Here is an 18,805-nt window from a genome sequence, read left to right on the forward strand (position 1 = left end):
GACGGTTCGTATTACTTGTTAACGAACTCTTCACCCAGGGTGATATCTTTCTTCAGCGTATCCAGCATGCCTTCCATCGCGTGTTGTTCAAACGCGCTCAGCGTACCAATGGATTTACGCTCTTCGATACCATTTTTGCCCAGCAGCAGCGGCTGAGAGAAGAAGCGAGCGTGTTCGCCATCGCCTTCAACGTAAGCGCATTCAACAACGCCTTTCTCGCCCTGCAGGGCGCGAACCAGTGACAGACCGAAACGTGCAGCCGCCTGGCCCATAGACAGGGTTGCAGAACCGCCACCCGCCTTCGCTTCCACCACTTCGGTGCCCGCGTTCTGGATGCGTTTAGTCAGGTCAGCCACTTCCTGCTCGGTGAAGCTCACGCCTGGGATCTGCGACAGCAGAGGCAGGATGGTAACGCCAGAGTGACCGCCGATGACCGGCACTTCCACTTCTGTTGGCTGTTTGCCCTTCAGCTCAGCAACAAAGGTGTTGGAGCGAATAATATCCAGCGTGGTTACGCCGAACAGTTTGTTTTTGTCGTAAACACCTGCTTTCTTCAGCACTTCTGCCGCGATAGCAACGGTGGTGTTCACCGGGTTAGTGATGATACCGATGCACGCTTTCGGGCACACTTCAGCAATCTGCTGCACCAGGTTTTTCACGATGCCCGCGTTGACGTTGAACAGGTCTGAACGATCCATGCCTGGCTTACGCGCCACGCCTGCAGAAATCAGCACCACGTCGGCACCCTGCAGAGCAGGACGCGCATCTTCACCGGAGAAGCCTTTGATTTTTACAGCAGTTGGGATGTGGCTCAGGTCAACCGCCACGCCTGGGGTTACCGGAGCAATATCGTACAGGGAGAGTTCTGAGCCTGAAGGCAGTTGGGTTTTCAGTAGTAGGGCAAGCGCCTGGCCGATACCACCAGCAGCGCCGAGGACTGCGACTTTCATCCTAAACTCCTTATTATGGTTAACTTAAGTATCTGTAAATCCGTTGCGGCGACCATAATTCAGCAAGTGTTTAATTACAATTTTCGTAGCTAAAGAATTTGAGGTCGCGCGACTTTATCTCTCTTCAGAAGGCTATCTGACGACAGACGGCAACGAATTAAGAGGTGGTTACAATACACCCTGCCCCGCCACCAAAACAACATCATTTTGATAACATTTAATTTACTTTTAAGCTTATTTGCGCGGCGTGACCCAGGCATGTTTTCTGATAACGAATTCTGATAAAATCACTCCCTTTCATAACATTATTTCAGCCTGGCGCTGAGTAGATAATTTGCATAAAAATTCATCCACATGCATAATAATGTTGTTTCTATCGTCATATTCCGGGTGACTTATGCGAAGCTCGTCTAAGCAAGAAGAATTAGTAAAGGCGTTTAAAGCGCTACTTAAAGAAGAGAAATTCAGTTCTCAGGGAGAAATTGTTCAGGCGCTGCAGGAACAGGGCTTCGACAACATCAATCAGTCGAAGGTCTCCCGCATGTTAACGAAATTTGGCGCGGTACGTACCCGTAACGCCAAGATGGAGATGGTCTATTGCCTGCCGGCTGAACTTGGCGTGCCGACCACCTCCAGCCCGCTCAAGAATCTGGTTCTGGATATCGACTACAACGATGCCGTTGTGGTGATCCACACAAGCCCAGGTGCCGCACAGCTGATTGCCCGCATGCTGGACTCATTGGGTAAAACGGAAGGTATCCTCGGGACTATCGCCGGTGATGACACCATCTTTACCACGCCAGCCAGCGGTTTCTCCGTTAAAGATCTCCACGAAGCGATTCTGGTTCTGTTCGAACAGGAACTCTAATCCCCTTTCCCCGTGGCGCCGCTGCGGGGAACGTTCTGCTTCCACACCGTTTCCCCCTCTTTTTCACTGCCTCTGCCTTTGACAAATAGTGCTTTTTACCACCCATTAACATTCACCTAGTGAATGCTAAATCAAAAAATCGCACAAAAAATCAAAAGCTGATATCCATATGATTTCATTAGATATAACCAACTAAAATGTGCAAAAAACACCCAATATTATGCAATTTGGTTATAAAAAAAAGACTGGTTAACACGTAATAACAATAGAAACCATTAGTCTGGTATTAATTTTTTCCGTTATTAGTGTATACTTGATTTTGTGATGAGGGTCACGAAACAAGACCCCACTAAAAAATTCGACGAGGTAAAAATCATGAAAATCAAATCAACTGTAGCGGCGCTGAGCGTCCTGTCTGTCCTGTCATTCGGTGCCTTCGCGGCTGACGCTATCAATGCTGACCAGGCGCAATCCCGCCAGGCCATCGGTACGGTTTCTGTCGGCGCGGTCGGCACATCGCCAATGGACATGCATGAGATGCTGAACAAAAAAGCGGAAGAAAAGGGTGCGTCATCCTATCGCATCATCGAAGCGCGCTCTGGTGCACACTGGCACGCCACCGCTGAGCTGTACAAATAAGTTTGAGCAATAACTGAACACGTAAATCTCCACTCAACGGCACCAGGCATAAAAATAGCTTTTCAACCCTTCTCGCCGTTGAGCAAAAACCCTATTCAGGAGTAAAGACTATGAAAACCAAATTGATCATCGCAACCCTCGGTCTGGCATCTGTTCTCTCTTTCGGCGCAAGCGCAGCCGTACAGCAGGTGAATGCCGACCAGGCACAAAATCTGCAGCCTATGGGCAGCATCTCCGTGACGTCTGTTACCGGCTCTCCGATGGATATCCGTCACGAACTGGCTGCCAAAGCTGAAAAAGCAGGTGCCAGCAGCTATCGCGTCACCGAACTGAATCAGGGTGACCACTGGCATGCAACTGCAGAACTGTATAAATAAACCCTCGTCGTATCTCATCATACGACTTGCCCCTGGCCTGATGGTCAGGGGCTTTTTTCATTCAGTGCCGCGCGTTAAAACGCAGCTGCCCTTCCAGCTCTTCTTCCGCTTCATCGAACAGTAATATCAATGCGCCAAAACGTCTGCGCAGCTTATCGGGCAAATGGATGAACTCAATTTCCAGCGGTAGCGGCAGCAGGCTACCGGTCACCACGTCCCACAGCGTATCCAGATTTGTCACGCTTTCCCGTTCAAGATCAAACACCCGGATAAATTCACGGTAGAAGTCTTCCTGACTGTCGATCTCGTCAAAATCAAAGGTATAGGTTTTCATTGCCAGCCACCCAGTCCAGGCGAGCGGCAGATGCCGCCCTGTCTATTATAATCCCCCAATGTGAAGGGTTTTCACTTCAAGATACTCTTCCAGGCCCAGCACGGAGCCCTCACGACCCAGGCCTGACTCTTTTACGCCGCCAAAGGGCCCCAGCTCCGTGGAGACGGCACACTCGTTAATACCAATCATCCCGCTCTCGATCGCCTGCGAAACGCGGAAAACACGTGAGAGATTCTGGGTATAGAAGTAAGCCGCCAGACCGTAGGGTGTGTTGTTGGCACGCTGGATCACTTCATCTTCCGAGGTGAAACGGAAACACGCCGCAACCGGGCCAAACGTCTCTTCCTCTGCCAGCTTCATGCCTTCATGGCAGTCGCCCAGCACGGTTGGCATCCAGAAATTCCCGCCAAGCGTATGGGGCTTACCCCCTGCCAGTACGGTTGCTCCCCGTGAGACGGCATCGTCGACATGCTCACGCACCTTGTCGACCGCAGCAGATTCAATCAGCGGTCCGACAACGACGCCCTCGTCAAGGCCATTCCCCACCTTGAGCGTCTTCACGGCATCGGCAAGTTTATTCACAAACTTGTCGTAGACGGTTTCCTGAATATAAAAACGGTTCACGCTGACGCAGACCTGCCCGGCATTGCGGAACTTGTTGGCAATCGCCCCCTTCACCGCCGCGTCGATATCTGCATCCTCAAAAACGATATACGGGGCATTTCCCCCCAGCTCCATCGAGACTTTTTTCATGGTTTCGGCAGCATTACGCACCAGCGTTTTGCCGACGGAGGTCGAGCCGGTAAAGGAGATTTTACGCACGTCTCGGCTTGCCATAATCGCATCGCTGATTTCATGGGTATTCCCGGCCACGGCGTTGAGCACGCCGTCGGGTACGCCGGCCTGTTTTGCCAGGGTGAGCAGCGCAAAGGCACTGAGCGGCGTGTTATTGGCCGGTTTGATCACTCCGGTGCACCCCGCAGCCAGCGCCGGGCCTAATTTGCGGGTGAGCATGGCCATTGGGAAGTTCCACGGCGTTATCGCCGCCACCACGCCTATGGGTTCGCGGGTCGCCAGAATGCGCGAGCCGGGTTTGATCGGCGGAATAATTTCACCGTTGGCGCGCTTGGCCTCTTCGGCAAACCACTGGATAAAGCTGGCAGCGTACTCCACCTCACCTTCCGCTTCTTTCAGCGGCTTGCCCTGCTCGGTGGTCATTAACTGCCCGAGCCAGCTTTTATTCTCAATAATCAGTTCGTACCAGCGATAAAGAATCGCCGAGCGCTCTTTCGCGGTTTTGGCACGCCAGGCCGGGAAGGCTTTGGTGGCCGCTGCGATAGCCTCTTCGGTTTGTGCTTTACCCGCTTTCGCGACTTTCGCGATGACTTCCCCGGTAGCGGGGTTAAGCACATCGAAGGTCGTGTCCAGCGTTTTCCAGATCCCGTTGACCAGATAACCGGTCTGAAAAAGGATGTGATCCTGAAGCGCCTGGGTCGTCATGTGTCCTCCCTTCCTGAAATGTAAGAACGTGCTGGAATAAGTATAGCCACAAAAAAACCGACGCTTTTGGCGTCGGTTTTTTTACTTCAGTCAGCTATCCGTGAGGGCATTCTGGTAGCGATGCAGCATCAACACCAGCCGTCCTACCGGCTCGGTCACCTGAGGTGGCGCTTCCCAGGTTTTAAGCTTCTCCTGGTAGATATCAAGCTCTGCAAGCAGCTGCGTAAAGTAGCGACGTCGTTTGTCATCACTGCTGGCGGAAAGCACGTGGTCCGCGGTACGACGCAGCTGGCGGTGCCAGGCCGACAGATCGTCGTTGATCGGCACCGGCGCATTGCGCAGACGCTGGTGTGCAATGATCATGGTCAGCGCCAGGCGGAACTTGGCAATGTCGCCCGGGAACTTGTTCAGCAGTAAAAACAGCTGCTGGTAGAGCGCGGGCAGATGGTTCTCTTTTCGACGCGCGGTGTTGGTTGTCATCGACGACACGGCGGCCGACACAAACTGGTTCAACAGCACGCGGCCCGTTCTTGCCTGCGAATTATCGCGGACCAGCAGAATCACCATCATCGCCAGGAAACAGCCCACCAGCTGACCTAACGCGCTGTCGAGGAACTGGCTGAAATGGAAGGTCATCGGGTTATCCAGCACGATGATGTTAATCGTACTCGCCAACGCCCCCAGCGATCCCAGACGCCGCTTTTGCACTTCTATACCGATAAAGAACGCCATCACTGCCAGGCTAATACAGAGCAGCAGCATGCTCTGCTGCGTCGACGGGATGATGACCAGAAAATAGAGCGCGCCGATCGGCAGGGCGGCAAGGGTGCCGTACAGGAAATCGATGGCGACCATACGCGGGTTAGGCAGACGCATCGCCAGTGCGGTCACGACGGCAATCATCACCATCGCGCCGCTGCCGGACGTCCAGCCCGTCCACAGCCAGAACAGCGTGCCGAGCATACAGGCAAGCGTCGTACGCCAGAAGTTGACCATCGCGTGATGGCGCTCGGCGGATTCCGGCTTGATCACCACTTCGCCCTGCAGTACCTCTTCTTCCGCCGCGCTGATTTTGGTATTCCCGATCACGCCGCGTTTCAGCAGCAGGTAGCGCGTCGCGGCGCCGACCCAGGTGTAGATCGTTACCGGCGTGTCACGTTCCCCTGTCCAGGCAATAACCCTGCGCATACGCTTAAGCTGCTTGTGCACGTCCTGCACCGTTTCCACTGGCTCAGCGAACAGTTCGCGGAACGTATCGGTGACCACTTCCGGGCGCGTGTTCTGAATCAGGTAGGTTTCACATGCCTGGGTAATCAGCGTTAACGAGACCGTATTAAGGGCTTTCAGACGACGGTTAGCGCGAGCCCAGCGTGACGACTCCATATTGAGATTGCTGCGCATCCCTTCCAGCGCCTGCGTGCGGCGAACCAGCCCGCTCCAGGCTTTATCCACCTCTTCGCTATCGCCGTGCTTAATGCAGAGCTGCATCAGCTGGTACTGGGCGACAATCAGCGCATCAAGCTCACGGTCGACTTCCTGCTTGATGGAGCGCGGGGAGAACAGCAGGTCCGCGACAATTGCACTCACGATACCAATGACAATCTCACTGCATCGCTCCACCGCAAACTGCGGAGCCAGCAGCGGCTCGGACTGGATGGTGATGATAATAATCAGCGCGGTATAGCCCGCCAGACCCCAGGCATAGGAGTTCTCCACTTTCACCAGGGATGAGATCCAGGTGCAGAAGCCCGCCCAGATACAGCACACCATCAGCATCAGCAGCGGCGTGCGGATCATCAGGATAATAATGGTGAGCGCCGCGATACAGCCGATGAACGTCCCGATGATACGCAGCATTCCGCGATAGCGGATCGCGCCTGAATAGGGTTCCCCACCCGCGGCAAAGGCGGGACCCGCCGCGACAATCGCGGCCGTCAGCACTGCCCAGCGCGGGGTTTCAAGCTGGAAGTGAAAGCCAACAAACAGCGCCAGCACAATGGCACACGCCAGCTTCACGGCGAAGCGAATGTGCTGGCTGGCGATGGAAAAGATGCCCATAGCGATTAACCAAACTCGCGCAGACGGTGGGCGATTTTACGGAAGAACGAGTCCTGGCTGGCATCCCGATCTTTTTCACCAGTAATCACCACCGTCGCCGTGGTACCGGCAGGCCACAGATTGCCCTGCTGTTCGTCCAGGTGGATACGGACCGGCACGCGCTGGGCCAGACGCACCCACTCGAGGTTGGAATCCACCGTTGCCATCCCTTTTGCATCACGCGAACTGCTGGAGTTGGTGACCCCTGCGGCGACGCTGTCGACGGTACCTTTAAAGACGCGGTTGCTGCCCAGCGGCGTGATTTCTGCCCGATAGCCGGGACGTACGCCTTCCAGCTTGGTCTCTTCCATATAGGCGAGTACATAGAAAGAGTTCTGTTTCACCAGCGCCACGGCGGTTGAGCCACGGGTAATGAATTCCCCGGTATAGACGTTAAGGTTGGTCACCCAGCCATCAGACGGCGCGCGGATCACGGTACGCTCCAGATCGAGCTTCGCCAGATCGCGCGTTGCTTCTGCTTTCGCCAGCTGGTGCAGCACGGTTTGCAGCACGTTGTTGGACTGGTCAATCTCTTCACGGGACATTGCCTGAACGCCAAGCTGATTACGGCGGCCCGCCTCACGGCGTTTCTCCGCAGCCAGCGCCTGGTAATAGGCCACGTCCGCTTCCGCCTCTTCCAGCGCTTTCTGGTATCGAGGCTGGTCGATGGTGAACAGAACCTGATCTTTTTTCACCAGCTGGTTATCGTGAACGTTAACCGCCGTGATAAGACCGGCCACGTCAGGGGCGATGGCCACCACATCGGCGCTGAAGCGTGCATCACGCGTCCACGGTGATTCGGTGTAATAGACCCAGGCGCGGAAAATGGCAATGAAGGCGAGGATAACCAGCGCCATGGTGATGGCAGTGCGGGAGATTTTTCTTGTTAGCGTTTTCACATCAACCTCAGACAAACATGCGCGATATCAGGTAAAACAGGCAGCAATACAGCGCGGTATTGAACAATGCAGGGTGCCAGACGAAATCGTAGATCCCGGTAGGGACCAGCACCTTGCGCACCAGCCAGAAGATCGCCAGTGATAAAAGAAGCTCGAAAAATATCGGTGGGAACGACAGACCGAACACCACGATAACGGGAAACAGACTCATGTTGACCTTGATAAGAGAGAGTGCAGGCTTCAGAATTTTTTAGCGCACGCCACCGCAGGAGAGCAAGAAACGCCGGGCGAGAATGGCGCAGCCGTTATGTAATTAATAATATATTAACGTAACTGTTATGCTGTTATCTATAATATGTGATCTAAATCACTTTTAAGCCAGAGTGAACAATGGAACGTTTAAAACGCATGTCAGTCTTCGCCAAAGTGGTTGAGCTGGGCTCCTTTACCGCCGCTGCACGCCAGCTTCAGATGAGCGTCTCCTCTATCAGCCAGACGGTGTCCAAACTGGAAGATGAGCTTCAGGTCAAGCTGCTCAACCGCAGTACCCGCAGCATTGGTCTGACGGAAGCGGGTAAAATTTACTATCAGGGCTGTCGTCGCATGCTTCTGGAAGTGCGGGATGTTCACGAACAGCTCTACGCCTTCAACAACACCCCCATCGGCACGCTGCGCATCGGGTGTTCTTCAACTATGGCACAAAATGTTCTCGCTGCCATGACGGCGGATATGCTGAAAGAGTACCCCGGGCTTACCGTCAATCTGGTGACGGGTATCCCGGCGCCGGATCTGATTGCCGACGGCCTGGACGTGGTGATCCGCGTCGGCGCGCTGCAGGATTCCAGCCTGTTCTCGCGTCGGCTGGGCAGCATGCCGATGGTCGTCTGCGCTTCGAAGAGCTATCTGGCCCAGTACGGTGTGCCGGAGAAACCCGCCGATCTCACCAACCACTCGTGGCTGGAGTACAGCGTGCGGCCCGACAATGAATTTGAGCTGATTGCCCCGGAAGGGATCTCCACCAAACTGCTGCCGGAGGGGCGGTTTGTCACTAACGACCCCATGACCATTTCGCGCTGGCTGGTGGCTGGCGCCGGGATCGCCTACGTGCCGCTGATGTGGGTGATCAACGAAATTAACAGCGGCGTGCTGGAGATCCTCTTCCCGCGCTACCAATCCGATCCGCGTCCGGTGTACGCCCTGTATACCGAAAAAGACAAGCTCCCGCTGAAAGTCCAGGTGTGTATTAACTATCTGACCGAGTATTTTGTGGACGTGGCGGAGCTGTTTCAGGGGATGCGGGGAAGACGAAAGGAATAATCCATTTATTCCTGAACGTATAGGACCGATGAATATTCCCAGGATGAATCCCGTATTCATTCAGGAATATTCCTTCGCCACTATCAGGAATAGCTAATTGACACTACCGCCATCAGCCCATTACTTTATATGCAGTCTGCTCGTCAGACTGTTATTAATTTGTTGCTGATATGAATAATAAAATGTATTTCGCAGGATGACGTTAAACAAGGAAAAGAAATGAATCTATTTGAACAAACACCGCCTTCACGCAGGCGCTATGGACTCGCCGCGTTCATCGGTTTAATTGCAGGGATCGTCTCCGCTTTTGTCAAATGGGGAGCCGAAGTGCCGCTTCCGCCACGCAGCCCCGCCGACTTATTCACCGGCGCATGCGGACCTGAGCACTTAATAAGAGCCGCAGGTCAGATTGACTGCTCCCGCAATTTTTTAAACCCTCCCTATGTATTTTTACGTGACTGGCTTGGCGTTGTCGATCCTAACGCAGCAGTTTATACATTTGCCGGACATATATTTAACTGGGTCGGCGTAACGCATATTATTTTCTCCATCGTCTTCGCTGTTGGCTATTGTATCGTTGCTGAAGTCTTCCCGAAAATTAAACTCTGGCAGGGTTTGCTGGCGGGTGCGTTAGCTCAGCTCTTTGTGCATATGATCTCCTTCCCGCTGATGGGGCTTACGCCGCCGCTGTTTGAGCTGCCGTGGTATGAACACGTGTCAGAGATCGTGGGCCATCTGGTCTGGTTCTGGTCGATCGAAATTATTCGTCGTGACTTGCGTAACCGCATCACTCACGAGCCGGATCCGGAGATACCGCTGGGTAACTTACGTTAAAAAAAAGGCGCTACATCTGTAGCGCCTTTTTTATGTTTGCTCAGGTCAGGCTGTGCCGCCCACCGTCAGGTTGTCTACTTTCAGCGTTGGCTGGCCCACGCCCACCGGCAGGCTCTGGCCCTCTTTACCGCAGACGCCCACGCCGTTATCCAGCTTCAGATCGTTACCGACCATGGAGATCTGCTGCATGGCTTCAATACCGGAGCCGATCAGCGTTGCACCTTTCACCGCTTTGGTCACTTTGCCCTTCTCGATCAGGTACGCTTCTGAGGCTGAGAAGACAAACTTACCGGAGGTGATATCCACCTGGCCGCCGCCAAAGTTAGGCGCAAAGATACCGTAATCAACGGATTCGATAATCTCCTGCGGCGTGGATTTGCCCGGCAGCATGTAGGTATTGGTCATGCGCGGCATCGGCAGGTGCGCGTAGGATTCACGACGGCCGTTACCCGTTGGCGCAACGCCCATCAGGCGCGCGTTGAGTTTGTCCTGCATGTAGCCTTTCAGCACGCCGTTTTCGATCAGCACGTTGTACTGGCCGGGCGTACCTTCATCGTCGATAGCCACCGAGCCGCGACGATCGCGCATGGTGCCATCATCCACCACGGTGCACAGTTCAGAGGAGACAAGTTGACCAATCTGACCGCTGAATACCGACGTTCCGCGACGGTTAAAGTCGCCTTCCAGACCATGGCCTACCGCCTCATGCAGCAGCACGCCCGGCCAGCCGGCACCCAGCACCACCGGGAATGAACCCGCCGGCGCCGCGACGGCATTGAGATTCACCAGCGCCATGCGCACGGCTTCTTTTGCCCACGCGTCAGCGCGCGCTTCACCGTCAACGTCGCCCAGGAACCAGTCATAGCCAAAACGACCGCCGCCGCCGCTTGAACCGCGCTCGCGTTTGCCGTCCTCATCGACCTGCACGCTGATAGAGAGACGCACCAGCGGACGGACATCTGCCGCCAGGGTACCGTCCGTTGCCGCCACCAGAATCAGTTCATACACACCGCTCAGGCTGGCTGAAACTTCCTGCACGCGTTTATCTGCCGCGCGCGCCACTTTGTCCACGCGGCGCAGGATATCCAGCTTCTCTTCACGGCTCATGCTCTGCAGCGGATCGATGCTGGTATAGAGCGCAGAGTGCTGCACTTCTCCCAGGGTTTTCACGCGACCGTCGCCGGCATCGCGCACAATGGTGCGCGCGGCCTGCGCGCTCTGCTCAAGTGCGGCGAGGCTAATCTGATCGGCATACGCAAAACCGGTTTTCTCCCCGCTGACGGCGCGGACGCCAACGCCCTGGTCGATGTTGTAAGAGCCATCTTTAATGATGCTGTCTTCTAAAACCCAGGATTCGTGATAGCTCGACTGGAAATAAAGGTCGCCGTAGTCGAGACGGCGTTCGGTCAGTTGACCAAGAATGGAGAACAGGTCCTGATGGTTCAGGCCGTTCGCTGCGAGCAAATGTTCACTTACCAGGTTCAGACTCATCGTATTGCTACTCGTTCGTTGCCGCCCGTGGCGGTATAAAGATCGTATTTATTGAGAGTGAGGCAATTACCTGCCCACGTCAAATCATTGCTGTGCATCTTTGCGCGGCTGGCGCAGCACCTCGTTGATCTGCGGTTTATCGACCGGACCGGTAATGCGGTAGCGCAGAATGGAGACCTTGCTCCACAGCGGCCCCAGCACTTTGCTGGCGGCAAACACCGCCGCACCGACAATCGGGTTCACCACAAAGGCCGCCGCAACGCCCACGCTCGCGGAAATTTCCGGCGCCACCACGGCTTCCATATCCAGCTCGCGGCGCACGAGGTTGACCGAGCCTTTCATGGCGATATCCGCTTCCAGGCCATCCACCAGCGTATCGTCCGTATGCAGAACGCCGTCCTTGATCCACGCCGTACTGCGGATGGAATCGTAGTAGAACCCTTCGCTGAAGGTATCGCTGAAATCGAAGCGCAGCTTGCGCAGCAGCGCATCAAAACTCAGCAGGCGCAGGATCTGCCCGGCGCGACCCGTGCTCACGTCGGCGATTTCACCTTTGCCGAAGCGGGTTTTCAGAATGCCGTTCAGCGAGGCCTCATCCGGCTTCCACGGGGCGTCGCGCCAGTGAAGATCGTAATCGACGTCAAATGACGAACCGCGCAGCGGCGTGCTGATGCCAAAGAAATTGGCTGCCGCATCCAGTTTGTTGCCTTTAATGTCGCCCTTGAGGGACGTTCGCTGCTCGCCCGGATTATTCACCCATTCCCCGCCTGCCGTCATGCGGCCAAAGCCGGTGTCGATCAATCCACCGGTGAGCGTAAGCGTATTTCCCTGAATGACAAAATCACCGTCGATACGACCATATTTCTGTCCCCACAGCCAGCACTCCGCGCAGCGCAGCTGGAGATCGGGCCAGCCGCTAAAGTCGACGCGGGAGGTTTGACTCAGCGGCGAGGTATCCGCCGGTTTATCTTTACTCGCGGCGGCCGGGTTGTAGTAGAGATAGCGGATCGCCGCCTGCCACGGCGCGTGATTGCGCATGGTCAGCGTGCCGTTGATCTCCCGGCCCTGGGCCTCCACTTTCGTACCGTTAGCAGCGGGCTGCGAGACAATACTCAGGTTGTTCCACTGCTGCCCACCCAGCATCAGCGACGGCGTGCGTACGGTAATGGTTTGCGGGAACTGGGCGGTTTCATCAACGTTTTGCCCAACGCCTTTCTGGAACAACGCCAGCCACTCTGCACCGTCCATCGGCGGCAGATTCAGCTCAACGCCCGTCTGCTCTGGCAGCGGCGGCGTGGAGCGGCTATCCGTCGTCCAGATGGCCCTGTCGAGAGTGAGCTTGCGGTTAAGCAGCCAGCGGCTGTTGAAGTGGTTCGTCCCGCCCGCGTTTCCGGTCAACGCGAAGCTGTTCAGGTTGCCCTCGACGTTCAGCTTCACCGGCAGCGGCTGTCCGGCCTGTTTATCCAGCGGCGCAGGCAGCTGGCTTCGAATATTCTTCAGATCACCCGTGATGTCGACCTTGTACTGGGCACCCGCGTGATAAGGCAGGTCGATTGCCACTTTACCCTGCCAGGCGACCGCCCCCTCCACCGACGCCTCAATCGGCTTCGGCAGGACATCCATTCGCGCTGGCTGCCAGTTACCGTCCAGATTGACGGCCACCTGATACGCCTTTTCACCTTCTGTGGTCGTGAAGTCGATATTCACGGGCTGATTAAACCAGCTGGCGGTCAGCGGCTCGCTCTTCAGGTTACCGTTCTCAAAGCTGAACTGCCCGCTGAGATTTTTCAGGGTGCTCTCAAGGGGTTTAATGTACAGACTGTTGTTCTTCAGACGGACGTCGCCTTTCGCGGTGGTCATCTCACCGTCCAGCGGGATATCAAGATGTAAGCGAGCATTCACATCGCCATCAAGCTGCAGCTGCTGAAGCGTCGCCGCCAGCGACTCCTTCAGGGGGGTCTCCTCAAAGTACGGTCCCACCGCCTTGCCGGGACCGTTGATGTCGGCATCAATCAGCAGCTTCTCTTTTGAGTAGTCCGGAATGTTGGCCGTCAGGTTGCTGGCCGTCACGCCGCCCAGCGCCACGCTGTCGGACTTCATCCACAGGCCGTCATTGAGGAAGTTAAGTTCGATATCCAGGTTTTTCAGCGCGGGCCAGCCCGGCTGGAACGCGAAGGTGGCGTCATGCAGCGGCACCAGCACCTGGAACTGACCTTCATTATGTTTGTACGGGAACAGATGGGGGTTACCGCCGTAGACCAGCGTGGCGTTTTCCGCCTGACCACCCTGAATCGCCCCGCTCAGATAGTCGACCAGCGCTTTACCCATCAGGTTTTCCGGGAAATAGCGCCAGGCCTGCGAGCCATCATCGGTACTGATTCCGGCCAGAATACCCAGCCACGGCTCGTCCCCCTGCGGTTGCAGATAGCGGAAGTCACCCCGCGCGTGTACCGCTTTGGCTTTGATGTCGATATGGCGACCATCGAGCTGGAAGCCCTTATCGTTACGGAGCCAGTTAAGCACTGCGTTGCCCTGTTCGATTTCCAGCGGCGCGCGGAAGACCGTCTCGTACGGCATTCTGGCGTCGTGCATATCAACCGTCAGCCTGCCGTTCTCCACGCTGCCTTCCAGCTTGCCGCTAAAGTGCTCCGCACCCGGCAGCAGCTTCCACTGCTTCCAGGCAAGATCTTTCCATGTTGCCTGGAAACGGGTTTTTTCCGTCGCCTGAAGCGGGATATCCAGCGCCAGAGAATCGATCTTTCCGCTCGGCTGCGTAGCCAGCCAGATCTCGCCCAGGTCTGGAGAGAGCTTTGCCGCCATTGAGCGCAGCCCTTCAATGGCGGCCAAATCCAGGTTGCTGGCGCGGATGCGCAGCTCGTCGCTGCGTTTACTGGCCGTGCCGCCAACGTCCTGCTCCGGCATCCAGGCCAGCGTCAGCGCACCGCGCGGCCACGGCTTGCCGTCCATCGCGATCCGCGTATCGGGAATGGCAAACTGCCAGCCCTCTTTCTCCTGCGTCACGTGGGCGGTGAGGTTATCGACGGAAAGCTGATGCTGTTGTTTTTCGCCTTTCCAGCTCGCGCCCCCCTGCTTGAGCCAGATATCACCGCTGGCAAATTCGCCTTTCGTCAGGGTCAGCCAGCCTTCAAGGCTGAATCGGGCCGTTTCCAGCTGCATATTCTGCTGGAGCCAGTCGCCCAGCCACGGTTTGACGTCCACATCGTCGGCCTGCAGCCAGACTTTGCCGTTATTTAGCAGACCGTCATCGTCACGCAGATCCATGCGCACCTGCATCACGCCGTGCTGACCGTTCAGGCTGGAGAGACTCACCTGCCCCTCAGCGCGGTGCCGGTTCCTGCCGTTGAGCCAGGTCAGCTGGGGGATCGCCAGTTCCGCACGCTGGCCGGAAAGGGTAATAAAGCTCATTTCGCTGTCGCGCAGATCGAAATGATCGAACTGGCGCAGGAAAAGATCGCTAAAACGGTTGGCCTCAAGCCCCTGGCTGCTGTCGCCGCCCGAGATGGGCGTATTGGTCAGAAACTGAAGCTGATAAAAGGTGAGATCGCGAAACTGCCAGCGCAGATGCAGCAGGCTTTGCCAGACGTCCAGCGCCAGGGTCACGCGTTTGATTTTGAGGTGGCCGCCATCTTTCAGGCTGGCGTTGATATCCCGCACATCGAGCGTCGGGCCAAAATTCTGCCAGCTGGCGCTTACCTGGCTGACGTTCACCGGCACGCCGGTGGTGGATTCGATTTTTGCCAGCAGCTGCGGACGCCAGCTGTCCAGATGCGGTAAAACGAGGCGTAGCCCGCTCACGAGCAACGCGACAATCACGACCAGCGTTGCCCCTGTAAGCAATAAAATCCCCGGCAATCGCCTCACGCATCTCTCCTTGTCAGCTTTGGTCACGCAGCGTACTGCGCTTACATCATCACGACGTCAAACTGCTCCTGGTTATAGAGCGGTTCAATTTGTACTTTTACCTGTTTGCCGACAAAGATTTCCACTTCCGCCAGCGCGTGTGACTCTTCGCCTTTCAGCGCTTCAGCCACCGCAGGGGAAGCATAGACCAGAAAACGATCGGAGTCGTAGGCATGATGAACACGGACGATTTCACGCATGATCTCGTAGCAGACGGTCTCAACCGTCTTTACCGTTCCGCGTCCATGGCAGGTCGGGCATTCATTACACAGCACATGCTCCACGCTCTCGCGGGTACGCTTACGCGTCATTTCCACCAGCCCCAGCTGTGAGAAGCCGTTGATGCTGGTTTTCACGCGATCTTTACTCAGGGCCTGCTCAAGCGAGTGCAGCACGCGGCGGCGATGGTCTTCATTACTCATATCGATGAAGTCGATGATGATAATGCCGCCCAGATTGCGCAGACGAAGCTGGCGCGCAATGGCCTGCGTGGCTTCGATGTTGGTGTTGAAGATGGTGTCGTCCAGATTGCGATGACCGACAAACGCGCCGGTGTTGATATCGACGGTGGTCATCGCTTCGGTCTGATCGATGATCAGATAGCCGCCGGACTTCAGTTCAACCTTACGCTCCAGGGCACGCTGGATCTCGTTTTCGACATCATAGAGATCGAAGATCGGCTGACGCCCGGTGTAGTGCTCCAGCAGGCCAGGCATCTCCGGGATATATTCAGCGGTAAACTCCAGCAGCGCTTCATACGTCAGGCGGGAATCCACGCGAATGCGGTCGAGCTGCGCGTCGGCAAAGTCACGCAGCACGCGCTGCGCCAGCGCCAGCTCACCATAGAGCTGATAGCGGGTCTGGTTGCGTTTTTTACGCTCCATCACTTTTGTCCAGACGCGCTTCAGGTAAGCCGCATCTGACGCCAGGTCTTCCTCGCTGATCCCTTCCGCGGCGGTGCGGATAATAAATCCGCCCTGTTCGTCGCAGTAGGCGCTGACGACTTTCTTCAGGCGCTCGCGCTCGCTTTCGCTCTCAATACGCTGCGAAACGCCCACGTGCGACGCGCCGGGCATAAAGACCAGATAGCGGGAAGGTAAGGTGATATCGGTGGTCAGACGGGCGCCTTTGGTACCAAGAGGATCTTTCACCACCTGCACCATTAAGTCCTGGCCCTGACGCACCAGTTCAGAAATGTCGCGCACGGCAAACTGCTTTTGCTCTTCGCCCGCGACGCACTCGGTGTGCGGCATGATGTCGGAGGCATGTAAAAATGCCGCCTTATCCAGTCCAATATCTACAAAAGCCGCCTGCATACCCGGCAGTACACGACTGACACGACCTTTGTAGATATTGCCTACTATTCCGCGCCGCGCTTCACGCTCAATATGTATTTCCTGAAGAATGCCACCGTCAATATAGGCCACACGGGTTTCCGATGGCGTTACGTTTACCAACAATTCAGCCGTCATAATTATCCCTTCCCTCACGCAGTGAGTTAAAATTGCTCAGCAACTCATACGTTTCCACCAGCGGTAAGCCGACTACGGCGTGATAGCTGCCATGAATCTTCCTGACAAAACAGCCACCCAGCCCCTGAATACCGTATGCACCTGCTTTATCCATCGGTTCACCGCTGGCAATATAAGCGGCGATCTCGTCGTCGGTAAGTACTCTGAACGTGACATCCGTCACCACCAGGCAATCCAGCACGTGCTGGCGGTCCGCCAGCGCGACGGCCGTCATCACCTGATGCGTTTGCCCGGACATTTTGCGCAGCATGCGCGCCGCGTGTTCGGCGTCATGCGGTTTCTCCAGCACTTCACCGTTAAGGATAACGATGGTATCAGCTCCCAGCACGGGCAGATCGCGCGGCACGCAGGCCACGCCCGCCTGCGCTTTCTCGCGCGCCAGACGTGACACGTACTGTTGAGCACTTTCGCCCTCAGCACGTTTTTCTTCAATGCCGGTCACGATGCGTTCAAAAGAGACCCCAAGCTGCGTCAGGAGTTCCTGACGGCGCGGGGAGCCGGAAGCGAGATACAAAGACGTCATAGAAACCTTTTATTGCACAGCAAACTGCTGGCGAACCTTACGCATCAGCAGGAATAGCCACGGCCAGAGCACACCGTTTACTACACTACTCCAGAACACTTCCGGTCGGAAAGAGACGTTGATCACTAAAAACTCTGCCCAGAAAACAACGATATCCGCAGCAAGCGACAACAGCATCACGACCAGGGCCTGTTGCCAGAGCGCGAGGTTACGGAAGAGCTGGAATTTCAGTGCGACGAGGTACGCAATAATGCTCATGGACAAGGCGCGTACGCCCAGCGTAGAGCCACTAATGAGATCCAGTATGGCACCCATCACAAAACCCGTGCCGACATTTACGCGATGCGGCAGGGCAAGGATCCAGTAGAGCAAAATGAGCAAGACCCAGTTTGGCCGGAAAACGAGAATGTTATCCGGCCAGGGCATAATCTGCAGCAACAGTGCAATGAGGAACGAGAGCCAGATGACCCAGCGTCCCTGGCTACGATAGCTTGCCACTACTGCCCTCCCGAAGAGAGTTTAGGCAGTGGCGGCGCATCCGGCAGCGGCTGCGTTAACCCCGTTGCCGGTGCCGGGACTGGCGCAGGCGGCCCCATAGAGTCCGCTGGCGGCAGAACCTGCGGCATCATCTGCATCAGGCGTTCATTTGCCACACGATGGACCTCTTCAGGCGTCATCGGGTTAGTACCGTTACGATCGGCGCCCCACAGCAGCAGCAGGTAGCGCAGACGCTGTAAACCGGCGGTTGGACGCGCCTGAATCACGGTATAGGCACGCTGCGTATCCAGCTTCACCGAAGAGACCACCGCAACCGGATAGCCTTCAGGGAAGCGGCCACCCAGACCGGAGGTCACCAGCACGTCGCCCACGCGGATATCCGTGTTGGCCGGCAGGTGTTCCAGCTGCAGATCGTCCGTACAGCCGTTCCCGGCCGCAATCACGCGGATATCGTTACGCAAGACCTGGATCGGCAGCGCATGCGTGGCGTCACAAATCAGCAGCACGCGGCTGGTCAGTTTGGCGACGGCAACAACCTGGCCTACTACGCCTTTATCACTGATGACGGGCTGACCTTCATACACCCCGTTGACGCTCCCTTTGTCGATCACAACCTGATCGCTGTAAGGGTCGTTCACGGTGGAGATCACCTGGGTAACCATCTTCTGCTCATCCTGACGCAGCGGCGAGCCGAGCAGCTCACGCAGACGCGCGTTTTCCTGCTTGTATTGCCCCAGCATCAGAAGTTCGCTGTTTTTCAGCAGCAGTTCCTGGCGTAATGCCCGGTTTTCAAGTTCGAGCTGGTCTCGTGAAGACAGCGTTTGAGAAACGGAGTCGAGCAGTTCACGGGGACCATTTGATATAAAGTAGAAAGGACTGACGGCGGTATCCATGTACGTTCGGATCTGGCTGAACGTACCGAGGCGGCTATCGGCAATAATGACCCCAAGCGCAACCAGAACCGCCAGAATGAGGCGAAACTGTAGCGATGGGCCACGGCTAAAAATTGGCTTCATAGGCTATGC

The 18,805-nt window shown here is 56.0% G+C and carries 17 protein-coding genes; 5 read left to right on the plus strand and 12 right to left on the minus strand.

The window, feature by feature from the left end; translation table 11 throughout:
• Positions 1-11: 11 nt before the first annotated feature.
• Positions 12-950, minus strand: coding sequence for a malate dehydrogenase (gene mdh, locus AA74_RS0113295; RefSeq protein WP_008502835.1), 939 nt, complete (start codon positions 948-950; stop codon positions 12-14).
• A gap of 397 nt (positions 951-1,347) precedes the next feature.
• On the opposite strand from mdh, the gene argR reads away from it, so the two are divergent.
• The 3 genes from argR (at position 1,348) to yhcN (AA74_RS0113310) (ending at position 2,834) form a co-directional block, all read left to right on the plus strand.
• Positions 1,348-1,818 (plus strand): transcriptional regulator ArgR, encoded by a 471-nt coding sequence (gene argR, locus AA74_RS0113300; RefSeq protein WP_008502836.1) that lies wholly within the window; start codon positions 1,348-1,350, stop codon positions 1,816-1,818.
• Between the two features lie 375 nt (positions 1,819-2,193).
• Complete coding sequence (yhcN, locus tag AA74_RS0113305; RefSeq protein WP_008502837.1) at positions 2,194-2,457, plus strand: peroxide/acid stress response protein YhcN; 264 nt, start codon at positions 2,194-2,196, stop codon at positions 2,455-2,457.
• Between the two features lie 110 nt (positions 2,458-2,567).
• Positions 2,568-2,834: a peroxide/acid stress response protein YhcN gene (gene yhcN, locus AA74_RS0113310; RefSeq protein ID WP_008502838.1), complete on the plus strand. Its 267-nt coding sequence runs from the start codon at positions 2,568-2,570 to the stop codon at positions 2,832-2,834.
• Positions 2,835-2,895: 61 nt separating this feature from the next.
• On the opposite strand, the gene AA74_RS0113315 is transcribed toward yhcN (AA74_RS0113310), so the two are convergent.
• The 5 genes from AA74_RS0113315 to aaeX form a co-directional block, all read right to left on the minus strand.
• Positions 2,896-3,168: a barstar family protein gene (locus AA74_RS0113315; RefSeq protein ID WP_008502839.1), complete on the minus strand. Its 273-nt coding sequence runs from the start codon at positions 3,166-3,168 to the stop codon at positions 2,896-2,898.
• Between the two features lie 45 nt (positions 3,169-3,213).
• Positions 3,214-4,668 carry an NAD-dependent succinate-semialdehyde dehydrogenase gene (locus AA74_RS0113320; protein WP_025912564.1) on the minus strand — a complete coding sequence of 485 codons (1,455 nt, stop codon included), beginning with the start codon at positions 4,666-4,668 and terminating at the stop codon, positions 3,214-3,216.
• A gap of 90 nt (positions 4,669-4,758) precedes the next feature.
• Positions 4,759-6,726: a p-hydroxybenzoic acid efflux pump subunit AaeB gene (gene aaeB / locus AA74_RS0113325; protein ID WP_008502841.1), complete on the minus strand. Its 1,968-nt coding sequence runs from the start codon at positions 6,724-6,726 to the stop codon at positions 4,759-4,761.
• Between the two features lie 5 nt (positions 6,727-6,731).
• Positions 6,732-7,664, minus strand: coding sequence for a p-hydroxybenzoic acid efflux pump subunit AaeA (gene aaeA / locus AA74_RS0113330; RefSeq protein WP_008502842.1), 933 nt, complete (start codon positions 7,662-7,664; stop codon positions 6,732-6,734).
• A gap of 7 nt (positions 7,665-7,671) precedes the next feature.
• Positions 7,672-7,875, minus strand: coding sequence for a p-hydroxybenzoic acid efflux pump operon protein AaeX (gene aaeX / locus AA74_RS0113335; RefSeq protein WP_003860416.1), 204 nt, complete (start codon positions 7,873-7,875; stop codon positions 7,672-7,674).
• 179 nt (positions 7,876-8,054) lie between these two features.
• Here aaeX and aaeR point away from each other — a divergent pair, with 179 nt between their 5' ends.
• The gene (aaeR, locus tag AA74_RS0113340) at positions 8,055-8,981 is read left to right on the plus strand and encodes an HTH-type transcriptional activator AaeR (protein ID WP_008502843.1); all 927 of its coding nucleotides are present in this window, start codon (positions 8,055-8,057) and stop codon (positions 8,979-8,981) included.
• A gap of 219 nt (positions 8,982-9,200) precedes the next feature.
• On the plus strand, positions 9,201-9,815 hold the full coding sequence (locus tag AA74_RS0113345; RefSeq protein ID WP_023326181.1) for a YagU family protein: 615 nt from the start codon (positions 9,201-9,203) through the stop codon (positions 9,813-9,815).
• A gap of 45 nt (positions 9,816-9,860) precedes the next feature.
• On the opposite strand, the gene tldD is transcribed toward AA74_RS0113345, so the two are convergent.
• From tldD to mreC, 6 genes are all read right to left on the minus strand, one after another.
• A complete protein-coding gene (tldD, locus tag AA74_RS0113350) occupies positions 9,861-11,306 on the minus strand; it encodes a metalloprotease TldD (RefSeq protein WP_025912565.1) in 1,446 nt (481 codons plus the stop codon).
• A gap of 84 nt (positions 11,307-11,390) precedes the next feature.
• Positions 11,391-15,188 carry an AsmA2 domain-containing protein YhdP gene (gene yhdP, locus AA74_RS0113355; protein WP_025912566.1) on the minus strand — a complete coding sequence of 1,266 codons (3,798 nt, stop codon included), beginning with the start codon at positions 15,186-15,188 and terminating at the stop codon, positions 11,391-11,393.
• 41 nt (positions 15,189-15,229) lie between these two features.
• Entirely contained in the window at positions 15,230-16,699 is a 1,470-nt protein-coding gene (gene rng / locus AA74_RS0113360) for a ribonuclease G (protein WP_008502847.1), read from the minus strand.
• Positions 16,689-17,282, minus strand: a complete 594-nt coding sequence (locus tag AA74_RS0113365; protein ID WP_021242285.1) for a nucleoside triphosphate pyrophosphatase — start codon at positions 17,280-17,282, stop codon at positions 16,689-16,691. The genes rng and AA74_RS0113365 overlap by 11 nt, the downstream gene beginning before the upstream one ends.
• A 9-nt stretch (positions 17,283-17,291) precedes the next feature.
• On the minus strand, positions 17,292-17,780 hold the full coding sequence (gene mreD, locus AA74_RS0113370) for a rod shape-determining protein MreD (protein WP_008502849.1): 489 nt from the start codon (positions 17,778-17,780) through the stop codon (positions 17,292-17,294).
• Positions 17,780-18,796, minus strand: coding sequence for a rod shape-determining protein MreC (gene mreC / locus AA74_RS0113375; protein WP_025912567.1), 1,017 nt, complete (start codon positions 18,794-18,796; stop codon positions 17,780-17,782). The genes mreD and mreC overlap by 1 nt, the downstream gene beginning before the upstream one ends.
• Positions 18,797-18,805 lie beyond the last annotated feature (9 nt).

The sequence above is a fragment of the Enterobacter sp. 5-4 genome, from assembly GCF_000612205.1.
Taxonomy (GTDB): Bacteria; Pseudomonadota; Gammaproteobacteria; order Enterobacterales; family Enterobacteriaceae; genus Enterobacter; species Enterobacter roggenkampii.

What these genes read in the sequence shown, in the direction of transcription:
- tldD (WP_025912565.1), bottom strand. Translation starts at nt 11,306, where the DNA reads ATGAGTCTGAACCTGGTAAGTGAACATTTGCTCGCAGCGAACGGCCTG.
- aaeB (WP_008502841.1), bottom strand. Translation starts at nt 6,726, where the DNA reads ATGGGCATCTTTTCCATCGCCAGCCAGCACATTCGCTTCGCCGTGAAG.
- AA74_RS0113365 (WP_021242285.1), bottom strand. Translation starts at nt 17,282, where the DNA reads ATGACGTCTTTGTATCTCGCTTCCGGCTCCCCGCGCCGTCAGGAACTC.
- mdh (WP_008502835.1), bottom strand. Translation starts at nt 950, where the DNA reads ATGAAAGTCGCAGTCCTCGGCGCTGCTGGTGGTATCGGCCAGGCGCTT.
- AA74_RS0113320 (WP_025912564.1), bottom strand. Translation starts at nt 4,668, where the DNA reads ATGACGACCCAGGCGCTTCAGGATCACATCCTTTTTCAGACCGGTTAT.
- mreC (WP_025912567.1), bottom strand. Translation starts at nt 18,796, where the DNA reads ATGAAGCCAATTTTTAGCCGTGGCCCATCGCTACAGTTTCGCCTCATT.
- argR (WP_008502836.1), top strand. Translation starts at nt 1,348, where the DNA reads ATGCGAAGCTCGTCTAAGCAAGAAGAATTAGTAAAGGCGTTTAAAGCG.
- rng (WP_008502847.1), bottom strand. Translation starts at nt 16,699, where the DNA reads ATGACGGCTGAATTGTTGGTAAACGTAACGCCATCGGAAACCCGTGTG.
- yhcN (WP_008502838.1), top strand. Translation starts at nt 2,568, where the DNA reads ATGAAAACCAAATTGATCATCGCAACCCTCGGTCTGGCATCTGTTCTC.
- yhcN (WP_008502837.1), top strand. Translation starts at nt 2,194, where the DNA reads ATGAAAATCAAATCAACTGTAGCGGCGCTGAGCGTCCTGTCTGTCCTG.
- aaeX (WP_003860416.1), bottom strand. Translation starts at nt 7,875, where the DNA reads ATGAGTCTGTTTCCCGTTATCGTGGTGTTCGGTCTGTCGTTCCCACCG.
- AA74_RS0113345 (WP_023326181.1), top strand. Translation starts at nt 9,201, where the DNA reads ATGAATCTATTTGAACAAACACCGCCTTCACGCAGGCGCTATGGACTC.
- AA74_RS0113315 (WP_008502839.1), bottom strand. Translation starts at nt 3,168, where the DNA reads ATGAAAACCTATACCTTTGATTTTGACGAGATCGACAGTCAGGAAGAC.
- aaeR (WP_008502843.1), top strand. Translation starts at nt 8,055, where the DNA reads ATGGAACGTTTAAAACGCATGTCAGTCTTCGCCAAAGTGGTTGAGCTG.